9 protein-coding genes are annotated in these 20,987 nt (G+C 26.7%); 4 read left to right on the top strand and 5 right to left on the bottom strand.

The features are described from left to right. Nucleotides 1–418: 418 nt before the first annotated feature. Entirely contained in the window at nt 419–1,006 is a 588-nt protein-coding gene (locus ERCISPPA3004_RS00650; protein WP_157990216.1) for a thymidine kinase, read from the bottom strand. A gap of 1,871 nt (nt 1,007–2,877) precedes the next feature. Between ERCISPPA3004_RS00650 and hns the strand changes: the two genes are divergently transcribed. Beyond that, nucleotides 2,878–3,285, top strand: coding sequence for a histone-like nucleoid-structuring protein H-NS (gene hns / locus ERCISPPA3004_RS00655; protein WP_157990217.1), 408 nt, complete (start codon nt 2,878–2,880; stop codon nt 3,283–3,285). An 851-nt stretch (nt 3,286–4,136) separates the two neighbouring features. Here hns and ERCISPPA3004_RS03395 read toward each other — a convergent pair. Next, a complete protein-coding gene (locus ERCISPPA3004_RS03395) occupies nt 4,137–4,259 on the bottom strand; it encodes a hypothetical protein (protein WP_269472392.1) in 123 nt (40 codons plus the stop codon). A 957-nt stretch (nt 4,260–5,216) separates the two neighbouring features. On the opposite strand from ERCISPPA3004_RS03395, the gene rne reads away from it, so the two are divergent. The 3 genes from rne (at nt 5,217) to dnaB (ending at nt 12,855) form a co-directional block, all read left to right on the top strand. Then, nucleotides 5,217–8,192 carry a ribonuclease E gene (gene rne, locus ERCISPPA3004_RS00660; protein WP_157990218.1) on the top strand — a complete coding sequence of 992 codons (2,976 nt, stop codon included), beginning with the start codon at nt 5,217–5,219 and terminating at the stop codon, nt 8,190–8,192. Nucleotides 8,193–9,818: 1,626 nt separating this feature from the next. Then, nucleotides 9,819–10,817 carry a type I glyceraldehyde-3-phosphate dehydrogenase gene (gene gap / locus ERCISPPA3004_RS00665; protein WP_157990219.1) on the top strand — a complete coding sequence of 333 codons (999 nt, stop codon included), beginning with the start codon at nt 9,819–9,821 and terminating at the stop codon, nt 10,815–10,817. A 619-nt stretch (nt 10,818–11,436) separates the two neighbouring features. Then, nucleotides 11,437–12,855 carry a replicative DNA helicase gene (gene dnaB / locus ERCISPPA3004_RS00670; RefSeq protein ID WP_157990220.1) on the top strand — a complete coding sequence of 473 codons (1,419 nt, stop codon included), beginning with the start codon at nt 11,437–11,439 and terminating at the stop codon, nt 12,853–12,855. 1,188 nt (nt 12,856–14,043) lie between these two features. Here the strand turns inward: dnaB and nlpD are convergent. From nlpD to zapB, 3 genes are all read right to left on the bottom strand, one after another. Next, nucleotides 14,044–15,129 (bottom strand): murein hydrolase activator NlpD, encoded by a 1,086-nt coding sequence (nlpD, locus tag ERCISPPA3004_RS00675; protein ID WP_157990221.1) that lies wholly within the window; start codon nt 15,127–15,129, stop codon nt 14,044–14,046. A 1,988-nt stretch (nt 15,130–17,117) separates the two neighbouring features. Then, nucleotides 17,118–17,696, bottom strand: a complete 579-nt coding sequence (gene rsmD / locus ERCISPPA3004_RS00680) for a 16S rRNA (guanine(966)-N(2))-methyltransferase RsmD (RefSeq protein ID WP_157990222.1) — start codon at nt 17,694–17,696, stop codon at nt 17,118–17,120. A 2,341-nt stretch (nt 17,697–20,037) separates the two neighbouring features. Continuing rightward, on the bottom strand, nt 20,038–20,295 hold the full coding sequence (zapB, locus tag ERCISPPA3004_RS00685; RefSeq protein WP_157990223.1) for a cell division protein ZapB: 258 nt from the start codon (nt 20,293–20,295) through the stop codon (nt 20,038–20,040). Between the last annotated feature and the right edge of the window lie 692 nt (nt 20,296–20,987).

A 20,987-nucleotide genomic window follows, 5' to 3' on the forward strand; every position in this document is an offset into this window, starting at 1 on the left:
CATGTTAATAATGTCTTAATACTACCCTAAGAGAAAGAATAATAAATTTATTTTTTAGAGATAATATATTTGAAATTCATATAACGTTATTTAGCTCATCGATTTTTTTAGTGATTAATGTTATAGAAATTATTAATAATCTTGATTAATCATAATAATATTTTGTGGATAGATATAAATAATAAAATTGAAATACTTGTAATATTGCAAGGAGAATCAAACTATTTCTTAATAGATATTTCTAGTAAATTTTAGATCTTGAACTCTCTCTAACTATTATATCATGGTTCTTTTTTACAATCATCAACATAACATTTCGCCATTTATTTACTGAATGTAATAAATATATTACATTTTTATAAAATTTTGATCTGTTTTATTGCTTTTTCTTTTACTTTTCTTATGTTTTTGATCAATCTTACTTTGAAGCGATGTTTAATGCTTCAAAGTAATGTTTTCGGCATACAGATATATATTTTTCATTACCTCCTATTTGTATTTGGTTTCCTGCAGTAACAGGTTTTCCAATAGAATCAATACGTAAGACCATCCCTGCTTTTCTTCCGCAGTGACAAACTGTTTTCAATTCAATCAACTTATCTGACCATGCCAATAGATATTGACTACCAGAAAATAACTCACCACGGAAATCGGTACGCAGGCCATAACAGAGTACCGGAATTTTTAATTTATCTACAACTTCAGACAAGTCTTTAACCTGTCTTCGTATCAAAAATTGACTTTCATCAACCAAAACACAGTGCACTGTTTTATAATCTTTTTCTATTTCAATTTCTTGAAAAAATTTCGTTTTAACATCAAATAACATAGCAGAAGATGAGATTCCGATGCGTGAGCTTACCTTGGCTTCATGAAAACGATTATCGATTTTTGCAGTATAAACTAAAGTTCTCATGCCCCTTTCATTATAATTATAAGAGGATTGTAATAATGCTGTTGATTTTCCGGCATTCATTGCTGAATAATAAAAATAGAGTTGTGCCATTCGCTTTTCTCCTGGGTATAATAAAAATTATGAAGTGGAATAGCATCATTATGGTTTTTATATATATATTTTATATTAAGATTACAGTTTATACTGTATAAGAATTTATTAAAATGAGATAAAGATTTCATAAACTTGCCTTGATAGTTTATAATATTAAGCTACTAATATAGTAAATTGTATTTGATTTATATAACAAATTTAATTTTATATTTATTATAATCTTATTATTTGTAAATACATTATATGCAAAAGATTTTTAGAAATTTATAATTAATGAAGAGTATGTTGTGTAAATAATTCTAATATAGAATGTATTTAATTAACTATATAGATAAAATTATAGGCTCTGTAAACTTTAAATAATGAGAATATATTTAAGAATAATTATTCAGACAGGAAATCTAGTCACAATATTACCAAAACCAAATATTATCTTGATTCAAGCAGTTTATCGTATCCAGTAAATATATAAATAAAATTTATATGTAGTTATCCAATGCATTTTGTTAGATTTTTTAAAAATTTTAATCGAGAAGTAAAGATATGATCGTTGATTTATATCTATAGTTTGAGCTAGTATATATGTATATTTCTTTGACTTTAAATTGTACTTAAGTTTATATTAGTTTTTTAATTTTTATTAAAGATTCAGATAACTTTTAAAATAAAATTTTAAAATATATATTAACATTTTTAGTATTTTTACAAAAAAATCTTTAGATGCTAAAATTATTATCTCAATTTTATTAGGAAAGCGATATCAACACTGCATGAGTTAATAAGTTTTATAGTATCAATATATATACAGTTTTTATACTAAACATTATGCATTTATTATCTTCAATAAATTGAAGATAATAAAAATTGTAGGAATGTATTTTGGTGCATATTTATTATTTTTTTGCATATTTTTATATGGCATTGATTTTATTTTAGTTAAACTAACTATAAATTTTATTGATTTTAGTATAATTAGTCTAATGATAATAATGATTATTATTATCATGTCCTAGTTTATAGAGGTGATATTAGTATAATGATATGAATACTATCCAATATAAAGTAATGATTAATCGTATATCAGGCTTGAATTATTGCCTGTAGATTTTTTTTATTTTTTATTTTTGAAGAACTTAACATAGAAATTATTTATCATTTAATATATCGGTGAGTATTTATACAGAAAAAAACTTATGTTATATTCTGATGAATATTTTATATATTACTTTATAAATAGTTTAAAATAAGTTGAGTAATATACTCAACTTATAAGCTGCGTAGAGAATCTCAAAATATATTTTGAAATAGTTTTGTTTCTATAGTGCTTCTATTTATATGAAATAAATAACATAAGATAAAAATTTTAGGCACTATTTTAAATAGAGAATCTCTGTACAGAGTACAAGGAAGAATTTTTCTTTTAATTTTTTTATTTTTATTTTAATCAACTATAATAATTTTAATTATTAATAAAATTATTTCAAGATTGTATTAAGATACAGGTATTATTTATAATAAAGTAATATTTTACTGCTTTATACTTAGTATAAAGTATTTATTACAGCGCCGATATATGATGGTATAGTTCAAATCATTATGTAGATTATGATATGTTAGATTGTGACTTATCAATAAAAATCATATTAATGATTTTTATTTTTACAACTAGATTTTACATACTAGGTTAAAGTATTTGAGCTATTGTAAATAGAATACATTCATTTTTTATCTATTTAGAATATTTGACCTTTCGTTAACTTTTTAGATTTAAATATATTTAAGAAATTAACTATTGCAGTTCTTGATAAGCATAACTATTATTATATTATAGTACTAGCCCAATAAATATAATGTAGAGAATTAAAACTATGAGCGCGGCCCTTAAAATTCTGAATAATATTCGCACATTACGTGCACAAACAAGAGAATGTACTTTAGACATTCTCGAAGAGATGCTAATTAAATTTGAGACTGTAGTAACTGAACGGCGTACAGAAGAAAGAAAAGCGCAGGCAGAAGTAGAGGCGCGTTACCATAAACTTCAGAAGTACCGTGATATGCTCATAACTGATGGTATCGATCCTAATGAATTATTGATAAAATCGGTTAAAATAAAATCGACAGCTCAGTCTAAACGTTTAGCGCGTCCTGCAAAATATTTTTATACTGATAAAAATGGAGAACATAAAACATGGACTGGACAAGGTAGAACTCCAGCAGTTATTAGAATAGCTATACACGAAAAAAATAAAAAACTGGAAGATTTTTTACTTTAAGTGCATTGGTTTAGAGCATCATAAGTGATAGTTTGTGAATTTTTAGAAAATTTTAGATATTACATATAATTTATAGCGCTGTAATTTATGTTAAGACGAGCTTTTTAATTGTAAAATTTCTATAAAAGAATAAGATAACAATCTTATTTCTTTATATTTTAGAAGCAAGAAAGAGTGTATGTGTTCCTGTTGAGTGAATAATTTTATGAGCTGTTTCTTATAGTTTATTTATTATTCGTAGCTAGCTTAGCATTTAACTATATTCTTGCTCCAAGGATATTTAAATAAGAGATTATATATCTGGTAAAATAGAAAAATTTTGATTAATGAATTTAAAATTATTTTTAATTTTGCATTATGTAGATATAAGAATTGCATGATTAAAAAATTATTATCAATAGTATTATTAATAGATTATAATAATAAATTTAGTAGTGGGTTTGTTTTTATTGTTATTTTTGAATGATTTCTATTTTGATGAGAGAATTTGTAGTAAATATGCCACTGTACTGTATAGTATTAATTGGATATGATCTAATTAGAAGTTATAGAATTATAAAGTATTATCATTAACATCGTGATTGTCTTTATAAACATAGATGTTATGTTTTTATATTAAATTACGTTTATGACTATAGAAGGTCTCATAAATATAATGCAAGAAATACATTATAAGTATTAGATATGCTAATAATATCTTATATATAATATATATTTTGTTTGAAATAGAAGTCATTATTATTCTCAGTATCTTAGATTGCTTAAGAAATTTATTAGATATTAAGAGATGATATACTGATCTGAGTAAGATGCCGCTTTATTTTAATATTAAAATCTTCTTGTATTCGTGTTTAGATTTTAACCCCTTGATTTGCTCGATCCTCGATCTGTAATGACACTGTACAGAATACATGCCCCCATCCATATTTAATATAAGTCTCGAATAGTATTGATCGATCAATATCGGCTTGCATTAGAAATACAATTTTATATAAAGATATTGATTTTAATACTATAAATTTGATTTAAAGGATTGATATAAGTATTGAGTGAATCTGAGGTTTTAGGCGCTTCTCCTCATGAAGAATGAATTAGATGTTGGTAATACATAAAAGATTATATCTACATACAAAATCACACAGAAATTATATAAATTATATGAAAATTAGATATAATAAAACCTAATGAATGTATATACCATCTAAGGTAGACATAGTATTTTTTCTTATGATTATTAGTTTTTTATCTATGGATTTATTCAGATATTAAAAGGTTGCTTGAGCTATATTGTTCTAGGCATAATTTCTTGCTCATCAGAAGATGCAGTATACTGACAAAATAGACTGCGATTTATTGTATAACAGTTATAGATTGGGTTAATAAGTTTATTAATTAATAAATACTGTGTTTAGATAAATTAAGATTGTTTTTATCGGTTATTTAGAAATATTATATCATGGATATATAAGTGACTGAGATACTATAGTATGAATGTACATGTTATGTAGAAAAGTACTTTTTTTAATAAACTACAAGATATATAGATTCATATCACATAGAATCAATATCAAATACGAACGATTCATATTTGTTGGAAAACTTAAGGGATGTTTTATATTAAGAACAGTATTACAAGACATAATGGTCCTTAAGAAAATATGAGTTTATTGATGAATTCAGAGATTACAGGTAGATTATATAAAAATTACAGATAGATGATGTATTTAAGATTGGTTAAGCTATTCGAGCGTTTGTGTCTAAGGCTCACTTCTCTATGTATCATGTAATAGGTTACTGAATATTATTAACCCCTCCTCTGGCGACATCCATCAGATTAATAGTTAAATAAAACTGGGTTATCTGTATCCTGCTTTAAAGTAAGATACTATCTGTTGTTTTATTAATCATGTAATAATAATGAGTAAGTTATAATGAAAAGAATGCTGATAAACGCCACGCAGCAAGAAGAGTTGCGTGTTGCACTTGTCGATGGACAGTGCCTATATGATCTAGATATTGAGACCCCTGGATATGAACAAAAAAAGGCTAATATCTATAAAGGTAAGATTACTCGCGTTGAACCTAGTCTGGAAGCTGCATTTGTTGATTATGGGGCAGAGAAACACGGTTTTTTATCTATTAAAGAGATTTCTTGTGAATATTTTTTAGAAAATGATAATACTCGCGGTCGTCCTAATATTAAAGATGTTTTACGTGAAGGACAAGAAGTCATTGTACAAATTGATAAAGAAGAACGTGGTAATAAAGGAGCAGCCCTTACTACATTTATTAGTTTAGCCGGAACATATTTAGTATTAATGCCTAATAACCCTCGTGCTGGTGGTATTTCTCGACGGATTGAAGGTGATGATAGAATTGAGTTAAAGGCTACTTTATCTTTACTAAAGCTTCCAGATGGTATGGGTTTAATTGCGCGTACTGCTGGGGTTGGTAAATCTGTTGAAGCATTACAATGGGATCTGGGTTTTCGGATTAAACATTGGGAGGCAATTAAGAAGATAGCAGGTAGTCGGCCGGCACCATTTCTAATTCATCAGGAGAGCAATGTCATTGTACGCGCTTTCCGTGATTATTTACGTCAAGATATTGGTGAAATCTTAATAGATAACCCGCAGGTATTAGATTTAGCTCGTCAGCATATCGCAGCGCTTGGTCGCCCAGATTTCACTAGTAAGATTAAATTATATACAGGTGAAATTCCATTATTTAGTCATTACCAAATTGAGTCACAGATTGAATCAGCATTTCAACGTGAAGTTCGTCTACCATCTGGCGGTTCGATTGTTATTGACAGTACCGAAGCTCTGACTGCTATAGATATCAACTCTGCTCGGGCTACTCGTGGTGTGGATATTGAGGAAACAGCATTCAATACAAACTTAGAAGCAGCAAATGAGATTGCTCGTCAGCTACGGTTACGTGATCTTGGGGGGTTAATTGTAATTGATTTTATTGATATGGGACCAGTACGTCATCAAAGGGCCGTAGAGCATCGACTGCGTGAAGAGGTTCGGCAGGATCGCGCTCGTATTCAAATGAGTCATATTTCACGTTTTGGGTTATTGGAAATGTCACGTCAGCGTCTGAGTTCATCACTTGGTGAATCTAGCCATCACGTATGTCCTCGCTGCAGCGGTACAGGGACTATTCGTGATAATGAGTCATTGTCATTATCCATCTTACGATTAATAGAAGAGGAAGTATTAAAAGAAAACACAAAAGAAGTGCATGCTATTGTTCCAGTACAAGTTGCTTCATATTTACTAAATGAAAAACGTGATGCTGTAAGCGCCATTGAAAAGCGTCCCGGTGGTGTACGTGCAATTATCGTCCCAAATGATAATATGCAGACTCCTCATTATTCTGTGTTGCGTGTACGTAGCGGAGAAGAAACACAAACTTTAAGTTATCATCTTTCAAAACTACATGAAGATGAGATGGGGGTTCTTATAGATTCTACGCAGATTGAGCGTAAACGTCCAGAGACGCCAGCCATCACTACTGTTGTAATTCCAGGTTCTTCGCTGACATCGCATAGATTGAATAATTCAATAAGAGAGTCTAACGTTGCTATTGAAACATCTGGATATACTTTTATCAGACAACCTAGCTTAGTGAGTCGTCTTATAACAGAATGCAAAAAAATATTTTGCTCAACAGAGAGACTGAATAAACAATCAGAGCATGTTTTAGCCTCTGAAAAGATTGTCAAACCATCTTCACTTTCCACCAGTCATCCGCAGGATCCTGTTCAAAATTATGATTTTGTTGACCATTCTAATAAAAATATTAATTCTAATAATAATCGATGCAATGATCGTAATCATAGTGTAAATCGAAATGAACGTGATATTCGGGGTATGCGCAGCGATTATCGAAATCGTCGATATACGAATCAGATGTCTCATCATAATAAGCCGGTTTCTTCAGAAGAGTCTGAAAATAGTGCACAGACTCAATCAAGACAGTCTCGTTATCGTCGTCGTTTAGATCCTAAACAGTTAGATCATTCTGTAATAGAACGACATGAGCAACGCGCTGAGCCGATTATCTCGGTGACTGATAAGATAGAAAAACAAACTGATAGCTCCTCAGTAGTATCAACTCATCATGCCTTACATGAACTAAAAAAAACAAAAAAAGATTTTAAAAGTCCTGATAGAATTATTAATTCTATTGCTCCGTCAAAAGAACCTGACTTATCTGCAACAGTTCCTATTGTGGAGCTTAATAAAACCGTATTGGATTTATCTGAAAATGATAATAGAAGTAATTTTGCTGTCGTTCGTCGATCACGCAGGTCAACGCGAAATTCGCGTTTTAGTAGTTATCGTCGTCGTCGTTACTTTGATGAATATGATGGAAGACATTCACCCATGCCGTTAATGCATGCCATGGCATCACCTGAGCTTGCATTGGGTAAGATTTGGATTTTACATCCAATTATACCACTTAAAACTTCTAAATCAGATCATCGTAATATGCCTTCTGGTGACATGGCAGCAATCAATGCACAAAGTAAGCTAATATTCGAAGGTGAATTGGATTCTACTTCGATAAACGAATATGCCGCGGATGTCTTAAAAAACGCTAAAAATGGTTTTACTGAAGCATCTCAACCAGGCATAAGCGTTGATGCTAGAATAATGTTAGAAATAGAGCCAAGAAATACGATAAAGAACGATTTACATGATCAATCTGTTAGTAGTAATGCTGTTAGCACTGCAGCCCAGAAAAAAAATACCTCTAATGATTGCGCTCTAAGCCAAAATAAGAATAAGGTTATTAATCCATCTAATATTTTGCTAGCACCTGGTCGTTATATAAATCACTCTTATGCACCAGTAACAAAAATTGCCATTACAACAAGTCTTAATATTAAATGATGAAACACTATTACTCTTGAATCATAATAGAGCAGATGCAGATTTTAAGCTTATAAGTTAGAATATCCAATGGATTCAGAGCTCAGTCCAATTATCGATAAATGGCATGAGAAAATGGTTTGTAGAACTTGAATTATTTTCATTTTATCATTTAATGTTATGAAAATTTTTTGTTAACATTATGTAAATTTTAATTAGAGATAAAAAATTTTACTTATAAAGTAATTTTTTATGAATAGTATTCTAGATTTTTTCTTTGTATGATAACACATGTATTATTACATATATGTTATCATACATGCTTATTTTATCTCATAATCAAATTAGCCACCAATATTATTGGGTTAGTAATGATGATATCTATTATAATAGATCATAAAGAAAAGTACCTATTATTGAAGAGAACTCTACAAAAATAAAGCTACTATATGCTATAAAATTGTAATGTATCTTTTTTTTGTTATATATTGTGCGCTTCTGATTGCGGCTAGAAGCTGAAATAAGTTTTTGTAATATTATAATCAGTTCATATTATACAACTATAGAGTAGATAATATACCTGTATACCTTGTTTTATAGAAGTTTTTATTGTAAGCAAAGTGAGTAAGATAAATTTGTAAATAATAAAACTATTATATTTAATTTTATATAAATTTAACATTATCCATAGATTTTAACAATAAGTTAGTAACGGTGATATATAACAAATGTTGAGAATTTTAGACTATTATTATAATAATAACATAAAAATATTATTAGTGTTCTATATATAATGTAGTATACATGGATATTAATTTCATAAACTAAAGAAGTGTATGTATGATTTGATACATACTGTATGATAAGGTATGATTTTAAAGGAAAGCAAGAAAAATCATAATAGAAAGGTTTTTTAATTCCTGCATTGGACTATTCAAAGGGTTATTATTTATATCATCTAAGCTTGGTTATTGTTTTTATATTTTTTTTATTTTAATTCATATTTTTATTACTTCCTTTAAATATAAGAAGTTTTTATTGGATTAGGATATAAAATAATAAGATTTAGTAGAAATGGAATATAAGCAACCCAAGATTTTAGGCATTATTTTTACTTCAGAGTACAATCTTTTTGATTTTTTTTTAAAATTGACCATCGTGTATGCTATGGATGAATACGTGCTATTTATTAATTAATAATAGAACCTTTTAGTAGGATTATATTTTAGATATATTTCTAAAAGATTTTGATAGTATATTTTAGTAAACGTAAGCGGTAAAAATTATTTTAATATCTTAATTAATATATTAATTATGAAATATATAATTATCAAATATATCAAACTGTTAGTGGTCATGTAAAATATAAGACAGTAGTGACTATTTGAGTAAAAATTGAATTATGGAGAAAATAAAACTTATTATTTTTTAAAATAGATTAATATTTTTAATGCGATCAGAGATAATAATGATTATTATTGATTTATTGAATGTAAACTTTTATAAGTTTAAATTACTAACATGTAACAAGGTTAATACATGAGCATATAATTTTATAAGAATAATAATAATTAACTAGAAACATAATAATGATTAGTGTTCTAGTTAATATCTTAATATAAAAAAATAATACGTTTGGTGATATATATGACTATCAAAGTTGGTATTAATGGTTTTGGGCGCATTGGTCGAGTAATTTTTCGTGCTGCTGCAAATCGATCTGATGTAGAAATTGTAGCTATTAATGATTTATTAAATGCAGAGTATATGGCTTATATGCTTCAGTATGATTCAACTCATGGAAGATTTGATGGGAAAATTAAAGTCAACGCTGATGGTAATCTTGTTGTTAACGATAAAATTATTTTTGTTAGTTCAGAGAAAAATCCTATTAATTTACCATGGGCAGCAGTAAATGCTTCGGTTGTGGTTGAATCTACTGGTCATTTTTTAACAGATAAAACTGCGCGTCCACATATTACTGCTGGGGCAAAAAAAGTTGTGTTAACTGGACCATCCAAAGATTCCACTCCGATGTTTGTAATGGGAGTCAATCATCAGTCTTATAAAGGACAGGATATTATTTCTAATTCGTCTTGTACAACCAATTGTTTAGCTCCATTAGCTAAAGTTATTCATGATCAGTTTGGTATTGTAGAGGCTCTGATGACAACTATTCACGCTACTACAGCAACTCAAAAAACTGTTGATGGCGTATCTTCTAAGGATTGGCGAAGTGGTCGCGGTGCCATACAGAATATTATACCTGCTGCAACTGGTGCCGCAAAAGCAGTGGGTCGGGTTATTCCTGAGCTTTGTGGTAAGATTACAGGCATGTCATTTCGTGTTGCAACTCCTAATGTTTCCGTAGTGGACTTAACTGCTCGTTTAGAAAAACCTGCCTCTTATGAGGATATATGCAAAACAATAAAATTAGCATCTATAGGTGAGATGAAAGGAATTATTGGTTTTACTTCAGACCAGGTAGTATCTACTGATTTTAATGGTGAAACAATGACTTCTATTTTTGATTCTCGCGCGAGTATGTCACTCAATGATAATTTCGTCAAGCTAATATCTTGGTATGATAATGAAACAGGATATTCTAGTAAAGTGCTTGATTTAATTAGTCATATAATGAAATAAGGTAGATTAGTGACTACTGGATGTTAATGGGTAATTATTTAATGCTAAATCCTACAAATAATCAATAAAAAAACCCCAAGATAGAATCCATATTCTATCTTGGGGTAAGCTCTATATGTTCTTAATATATGTTTTATATAAAGTATAAACAGAAGTTTTCTATAAGAAATATTTAAGAAGTATATAATTTCTTCAAAATATAATTATTTTATGCTAAAAAAAGAACACGGAGTGGATTCAACTAGCAACATTTTCTTAGCATAAAAAAATTTAGGCAGATTATATTATTCCAGATCGTTCAATAAAGTCTGATTTATCTTTGATAATATTGAATATCTTAGGAGATTTTAGATTTTCTGGTTAACATATATATACATATATATACATATAAAGATATATAATTTATTGCACTCTCAGTTATTTGAAATTATAAATAATAATCGGGCTTTTTCTCGTTACTAGATTTCTAATTATTATTATATTACTGTGATTATAGGTTTTAAAGGTGTAGATATGCAGTAATATAGAACGTGAATATTTTAAACAGTACTTAATTAATAATTATATTTTTATTTCATCACGTTTTATTTCATCACGCGATTTCTGGTATTACATACCTATGACAGATAAAAAAACTACTAATAAGTCTTATATAAACTATGAACGATATGATCATCAGACAGAAGGATTAAAGTTACCTCCACGTTCTATAGAAGCAGAACAATCAGTACTAGGTGGCTTAATGCTAGATAATAATCGCTGGGAACATATTGTAGAACGCGTGGTTGCTAAAGATTTTTTTAGCAGACCTCATCGAATGATTTTTTTAGCAATGCAAGATCTATTAAATCAAGGAAAGCCAATTGATTTAATCACTCTGTCTGAATTTATGGAGACACAGGGAAAATTAAATATAGTAGGTGGCTTTTCCTATTTGGCAGAATTATCAAAAAATACACCCAGTACGGCTAATATTAGTGCGTACGCAGATATAGTTCATGAACGTGCAGTAGTACGAGAGATGATTGCTGCGGCGCAAGAGATTGCTGATTCTGGATATAATCCACAGGGTCGTAGTAGTGATGATCTTCTTGATCTTGCTGAATCGCGTATATTTCAAATTGCAGAACATCGAGCAAAACAGGATTCAGGACCTAGGGGTATTGATCAAATTCTTGAAGGTACGATGGCGCGTATTGAATCTTTATATCAGAATCCAAATGATGGTATTACTGGCATAGATACTGGATACCAGGATCTTAATAAAAAAACTGCAGGTCTTCAGAAATCTGATTTGATAATTGTAGCTGCCCGCCCCTCAATGGGAAAAACTACTTTTGCAATGAACCTATGCGAAAATGTAGCTATGTTGCAAGATAAGCCAGTATTAATTTTTAGCCTTGAGATGCCAGGTGAGCAAATTATGATCAGAATGCTGGCATCTTTATCACGTGTTGATCAGGCTCGTATTCGTACTGGACAGCTTGATGATGATGACTGGGCAAGAATTTCCAGTACAATGGGCATTCTTTTAAAGAAAAAAAATATGTTTATTGATGATTCTTCTGGTTTAACTCCGACAGAAGTGCGTTCACGTGCGCGTCGTGTCTTTCGAGAGCATGGAGGGCTCAACTTAATAATGATTGACTATTTACAGTTAATGCGCGTTCCTGCTTTATCTGATAACCGTACTTTAGAGATTGCCGAGATTTCTCGTTCACTGAAAGCTTTAGCGAAAGAGCTTAAAGTACCTGTCATAGCGCTTTCTCAACTTAATCGTTCTTTAGAACAGCGAGCTGATAAAAGACCAATTAACTCTGATTTACGTGAATCTGGTGCTATCGAGCAAGATGCTGACTTGATTATGTTCATCTATCGAGATGAAGTTTATCATGAGAATAGCGCTCTTAAAGGTGTTGCAGAAATTATTTTTGGTAAGCAGCGTAATGGCCCAATGGGTACTATAAGATTAACCTTTAATGGTCAGTGGTCGCGTTTTGATAATTACGCTTGGCCGCAAACGTATAATGATACATAAAGTTTATTATAGATATAATATATAGTAATTATGTCATTCATTGCACAACATAATATCAGTAGATTATATAAACTATTTTGTTTTATCTGCTATGATTTGATAAAAGATTGTATAATCAAAATAAAAATACATGTATGCATGGTTCGTTGAAATATTTAATCTATAATATTATATCATAACAATAATTGTATTGCTAATATAATTCTATATTATTTTTATGGTGTAATATTCAAGTATACACTTAAAGTTAAGGTATATAATACACGGTTTATATTCTGATTTTGATAGCATGTCAATTATGCTATTCAAGTTATATTAAAGTAATTAACTTTAGGTAAGATGTTAGGATCATATAGCGACACCCTGTGTTTTATATTATGTACATATATCATTATGTATCATATATATCATTGTTATATATTATACATAATCTTCAATATAATGATTATTATCACGTAGACTGTATATTTTTATTGAGTATATGTCTGGATCTGTTTATGTAGGTATATCTCTAAATTGATGATTATAATTTTTTATATTATTCTCCGATAAGAGATTCCTATACAAGAAAATAGTTACTTTTATTAGCAGGATTCAATCAAATTTTTTACGGTCTTAGAGATATTTTCTTCGTCACGGAATGACTAAGAATAATTGTTCTCGTAGATGTTTTATATATGCTAATATACCTTATTGATTTTTACTGTCAGATTTCTGAGATTTTCTAAGTGCATAAGTATAATATTTAACATGAGCGGAAATAAAACAATTATAAAAATTAGAGCTTTAGTTAGAATGTGTTTGTATAATCAATACAATGTTAACAAACAGATGTTTGGTAATAGATTTAGTTTTTATATCCAGTAATTTTTTATATAGATGCAAGTATTTTATAAAAATACATGATTATATTTTTATATCTGCATTAGCTAAATTAAATAGATCATGAGGCATTTTGTTTATATTAATTATTTTAAAAAAAATATAATTATTTATTAAGCATAGTAGGATATTACGGTTTTGTAATATTTATTACATCTACAACTCTTTTTTTAGTTTAGATCTTAATTTTATGTATGATATAGTAAAATATATTTTAACTAGATAATGTCATTACTGACATAGTAGTTTATATTTATAATACGTATGCACTCAATGTGCACACTTTAGTCAGAGTTTAGTATATTATTATTTTGGTAAATAAAGTAATGGATTAACAGATTCTCCTTTGTAGCGAATTTCAAAATGTAATCTAACGGAGATTGTACCGCTATTTCCCATTGTAGAAATTTTTTGACCTAATTTTACTTCTTGGTTTTCGTTTACAAGGATGTTTGCATTGTGCGCATAAGCGCTGAGATAATTATTTTTATGTTTAATAATAATTAAATTACCATAGCCACGTAATGAATTTCCAATATATACTACTCGTCCATTTGCTGCAGCCACTATAGCATGACCATAATTACCTTCAATATCAATTCCTTTATTTCCTCTTTCGGAATTAGAAAAATAATTAATAATTTTCCCATGACTAGGCCAACACCAGATTTGTATAGGATTACTTTTATTGAAAATATGATTGATTCTATCTTTACTTGTAAGTGTTTTTATCTTGATTTTTTTAAAATCTTCTTGAAATTGGTTATTATGATGTATTGAGTAAAATATTTTAGAATGTGTTTTACTTGTTTTTTGGATAGATTGTGCAGTGTGTGTTTTATGATTTGAAATAAGAAGGTCAGAATAGTTTTTGTTTATTTTATCATGAATATTTGCCATATTTTGCATTGAAAGCAATGAAAGAGTTGAATGAGGAATATTTAGTTTTTGGCCTATTGTAAGAAAATATGGTTTAGCAATGTGATTGAATTTTGCTAGATTATCAATCTTATTTGCAGAAATCCATGCAATATAAAAGAGTGTGTCTCCTTTTTGAACTATATATGTTTTGCGTTTATAGCTATTTTTAGATAGGTTATCATAAGAATGTAAGTGAAATATAGAGTTATTTTTAGTAATTAAATGTTTTACTTTATACTGAGTTTGAATATTTTTTTCTTGAGAGCACTTATCAACAGATTTAAGATTGATTATGTAATCAATACGTGTATTGCTTATCTTTCTAATATAATGTGAATTTGATATTATTTTTTTTGAAATATGGTTATTTATTATGCTCACAGGTGCTTTTATGTAGTTATTACTAGAGCAAGATATAAGAGAAAAAACTCCTAGTATAAGAGTCGCGATACGATGTAGCTTCAAAACCAATATTCCTCTTTAATCCATTCCTAATGATAGTTTTCTAGATAGGTTCATCAAGTGATGATTTAGATAGTATCAATTTTATAGGTTTTTTTCTTTAATCTTGTTATATTTTTGTATATATCTTTTATGTAATTTGATTAGAATCATGTATTGATTAGAATGACGCAAACTTATATATTATAGCAATAATAGAGGATTTAATAGGTGGTGATGTTATTGGATATATCTAATAATACAAATTATCTACATGAAATATTTTTATAACCCTTATGTATAAACTCTATTCTATAATGTTTTTTTAATATTTATTATTATGCTATATCGCATAGATTTTTTTATCTTGCATCTACATATAACATTATAAAGGATTAAGCCGCTTGTTTGATATTTTTTTTGTAGTTTTGTTACTTAAGTGTGTATGTGGTTTTTAAAAAATATTTAAAAATTAATAGAGAGCAGCATTACTGTTAAAGTATATCTCTATAACATAAATAATTATTAGTAGTATATATTTTAGTATTGCATTAAATAATTTTATAATTGTTGTTTAGGTAATGTTTTATATAGTAAAGTAGAATGTATTTTATTAGTGCATCAGGTTCAGTTTTTTATTGTTTTTCATAGATTTTTCTAGGTAATTTTTATTAAAACATGATTGAATGATCTCATTAATTATGCTAATAAATATGTTATTTTTTATCGTAGAGTTATGATGTATTGTTATGAGATGTATGTAAAAATTTTTAAAAATGTGATTAATAGATTAGGTATTGAAAATTATACTACTAACAGTAGTGTTGTTAAAGATCTTACTGGAATCTATATGTTTTATATTGACTATGCTTAATAATTTATATTAGTGAATATCATTCAGTCTTAGGATAGGTATTGTAATTGAATTATATCAATAACTACTATTATAAATAGATTTTGTTTAAAATTTAGAATAGTAATATTTTATGTATTATGTCATATTACTTATAACATATATAGAATGGCATTATTAATAATTTGTAGTATATACTATAAAGATAGCGGCAACATCATTCATAATTTATAATGTATATAGAGTATTATTAGGTAATGTTTTTTTAATGTCAATTATTACTCAATGAGTTTTTATGTTTTTATTCAAAAGGATCACCTTTACTTACATATAACAATAAGTTTGATATGTATTGATGAAAATATATAGTTTATATATAATATATAATTGATCATGATATTAACAATTAGGTATTTATTATGATTAAGTAGTGACAAATATATGAAAATATTAAAAATTTAATGAATATATTATCATCTATGCTTAATTTTCATAACAGATAAATTAGTATGTATTTTTTATTTAGTGAGTATAATCTATATTAAGAATATAAAAATAAATAATATTTGATATGGTCTTCAAATAATCTTTAAGATTAACGTTGTTTTTATATATAAATTATCATTTATAGTAGATTTTTTATAAATTTTAAATGTAGTTGAAAAATTCTTAAGGTTATATGCGTAAATATCCAATTATATTGCATATTGACTGAGTTTTATATATTACAAAATTATCAAAAATTACATAAGGATTAGATTATATAAAATTATTAAATGAGATGGAATAATTTTTGAGGTAAGCCACGAGGTGGTGCTCTAAAAATTTCTCTATTCTTTGAGAATGTTCTATACTTTATTGTCAATATGTTGTTTTGTATTTGATTAGTGACTTGTAGAATAAAGAGAAGAGTAATTAAGTATTGTTTTTAGTTTTTATATCGTAAGAAGAAATATATTATGCTAAATTGCACTTAATTTTTCTAAAATCATTTCGAAATATTATTTTTTTGAGATATTTATAAGATGTAAATATAAAATTATAGCAGCAAATTGTAAGAGATGCTTTAAAAGATCTAAAAAAATACTATTATTCGCGTAGTTAGTTATTTAACGTCTTATATAAAATTAAGTAATTATTTTGATTATAAAATCTAAAAATATTTTTATTGATCCAGGCGATAATATAAACGAGAAGCTACTTGACCAGATATAATTTCACGATTTAGATACCAATTTTTTGGAACTATGGGTCGCCTATGTTCCACTTCATTCTCTACATAAATCAAAGATTTATCTTTTAACCAAGCATTTTTTTCTAATAATATAAGAGTTTTTTCCACGAGCCCTGTGCGAAAAGGTGGGTCAACAAAGACAAGATTATAACTATCACCTTTTTGGGAGAGAAATTTTAATGTATTTGTATGAATGATATTTCCATTTTTTGCTTTTAGCGTAAATAGAGTACGTTTTAAATGTTCTTTAACAGATCTTTGTATTTCCAGAAAAGTTGAGCTAGCAGCGTAACGTGATAACGCTTCGAGTCCTAGCGCCCCAGTACCAGAAAAACAATCAAGACATTTAGATTTTATAACAGTATTTGCAATCCAATTAAATAATGTTTCTCTAGTTCGATTAGTTGTAGGGCGTAACTGTACATTATCTGGAACCGATATATAATGTCCACGCCATTGACCAGAAATAATGCGTATTCGTCTAATTTTAGAAGATTTTTTTTTGTACATGTTTTACTACTATGTAGAATATGTTTTATTTGGTTTACTATATCTAATAAATTATCAATATAAGTGAAGTATATATATAAATAAAATAATTAAAATTTATACGCAAGTAAATAAAATTTTTAAAAATTATGAAGATAACTTAATATTTTAAATAGAAGATAGTATGTGCAGTGAGCTGAATGTTTAAGTGTTATTTGCAGGCTCATAATATTATACATTTATTAATAAGTAAGCTTTTAAAAAAACGGCTTGTTTTATACAGTTTTTCTAATTTATATATCATGATTGTTATCATGATAAAATGGAATGATACAAAAAAACTAAATTAAAAAGATTATACAATTTATTAAAAAAATAGCAAGCAATCTAAAAAAGAATGTTTATTTTAGAAAAATAAACAAAAAGAACATTTGGAATTATAATAGTTACCAGATTCATGTTTTAAGTAGAATTTCGGTTATTATATTATGTGCTGATGTTAAATCATTAGAGTCTATCTAGACTATTTCTAAGTGATATTGTATATAAATACTAGTGTTATATCTATAAAAGATATAAAGAGGTTTGTTATTATATAAAATAATTAGAGTGTTAGCAGAGTAATTGGAGTGTTGTTATTGAATTTTGTCTTTTTTTTTGAAAGAAGATAGGTGTAGTATTTTAAAATAATATCAGTAAAGTATTAAATACGATTTATCCAGATAGAGATCAGTGTAGAGTCTATAGTAAAAGAGTTAGTATTTTTTTAAAAATATTAACTTTATTTAGAAAAACATTATTGAATGATTTAAGGCTTGATTATATCAGGGTATTATATATGAATAGAAATGTTAAGTTTAGACTAATAAATTTTTTTATAAAAAACAATATCCATAGTTAATTATAAGTTAGGTTAGTTCTTCGATTATTTGTAATAGTAGATATAAATAAGTATTTTATAATTTTGATGATATTGATAATATCATAATATTTTATAAATTATATTAATATATCACACTAACAGTTAATTTTATATTTGATTTATAATAAAAATTATTATACTCTATTTTGCTATATTGATTGCTGAACTTTATAATATCAAAAAAAATATTTTTGTTATATAAACATGATAAATCTGGAATTGATTATTTTATATATAAAATTAGAAATTTTTTAAAAATAATTTTGAATAGAATTCTTTCTTACAATTTACTATTATCTTCTTTATATTTATTATAGATTAGAAGTAGTGTTTGCTAGATGCAATTAATTTTTTAAAAATTAATTGTATGGTATTTTAATAATTTTTTAAAAATTGAGTCGATGTATTCTCTTAAAAATAAAATTAAAGCTTTTAAATCAAGAAAATTATTGATATTTGTTCAAAACAACACTTAGGTTTATGATAAGTGAATGGTTTATATATCTAATAATAACTAGTATTATTTTTTTTGTCTTTATGATTTTATAGCTCTTAATAAGAGAATTTTGTCAATTAAGATTAGTCTCTTTTTTGATTTACTTTTATATTTTATATATAGTTTTATATTTATATTTATATTTATTATTTTTATGTGTTATTTATTGATCAATACCAACGATTAGAAGTTTTAAGAATATATATTTTTAATAGGGCATATTAAGAATATATACTATAATAAAAAATTATAGGAAAGATATATGAGAATTAATATATATTATATAAAAAAAGAAAACGATATATGCATTGGTGATGTGTTATCCTAAAATATAAAATAAATTTTTTAATATAATTATTTATATAATTACACTTGCATTCAATTATATAAAAGATATTTTTAGATATAAGTAGTTATAGTAGATATTAATTAAAAACTAATTTTTTATGAATAGTATTAATCAGTATTTAATAGAGGTTATTAAAAAATTTTTTATATAGCAAAACTCGGATTATAAATTTGTATTTTTGATAAAATATCAAACATTATTTAATTTTTAAAATTTAGGATTTTAATAATATTTGGTGAGGTAAGTATGATTTTGACAATTGTATTATATGACAGAAATACAAGTTGTAATAATACAGAAACAATCTAAAAAAAGTTTTATATTGTAGATAAGATATAAGAAAAGAATTTAGTAAATTTTTATAAAAGAACTATGTATTTTATATTAGTTTACCGAATTAATTTTAATTTTAATTACTCCAATAACATAAGCATGTGTATATCCAATTATTTGTTATGCTTTGATAGAGTTCTTTAAAATAAACCGTTAATTTTCTATGATAAATAATAAACAAAAGTCATAAATATTGCATTTTGCAATATACAATTGGTATAAGAAAAGCTTTGGCGTTCTATTGCAAGTTTTTTAGTTATAACTATTTCAGGCAAGTAAGATCAAATTTTTGTATTTTGTCAAGAAGTTTATTAAGACGATCCTGCCAAATTTGTTGATCAGTTGTTAGTTGTTGATTTTTACACTCTAACGTTTCGTTATTTTTCGAGAGTGCTTGTATTTTATGACAAAGGATATCATTTTTTTCTTTTAACTCTTCAATTTCCATTTGCAATAACGCGATCGTATCGATCGCCTGATGTACTTTAGTTTCTAATTCTTCAACAATTTGAACTAACATTTGACTAACCTTTTTTCATTGTAGGAAAATGAATTTGGTAAATTTTACTACATAACTGCTATTAATGAAGATGAAGTTAATTATTATATAATAATATATCTTATCATAAGATCGATTTTTCGATCACGTTAAATATTAACATATACGTAATTTTTGATTTAAAATGATATTAAAGCGTAATTTTAAAAGATCATTTATATCATTTTATAACAAAAACAATTTATTCAGTATATCTTATATGTCTATCAGTGTGATTGATTTTAATTTTTTATAAATGATAAATTTAATATAATGATGATTTCCCATATCCTCACTAGTAATATTTACTATTAATAATACATTAGTATTAAAAATACTAACATATAAATAATTAATATTATACTGTTGCTTCTCTCTGATGTCTATAAAATAATGTAAATAGAAAATCTCGAGAATAATTTCTAAAATATTCTTATGTTATATCAATATGCTAGAATACATATGTTTAATAAAAATATTAATAAGAAGCTCTATTACTGTTCATCAATGTCTTGATAAGTATTTTATACAATATAAGTATCCTTGTATATGCGCGTATAATATACAGTATCATAACCATAGTCATGATACTGTATAGAAAAATATAGGGCATCCTTTACTTATTACTTGTTATTATGGTGGTTTTTTATATAATATTTGATATTTATAGTTTA

Source organism: Candidatus Erwinia haradaeae, assembly GCF_900698995.1.
In the GTDB taxonomy this organism is placed as follows: domain Bacteria; phylum Pseudomonadota; class Gammaproteobacteria; order Enterobacterales; family Enterobacteriaceae; genus Erwinia_E; species Erwinia_E haradaeae_C.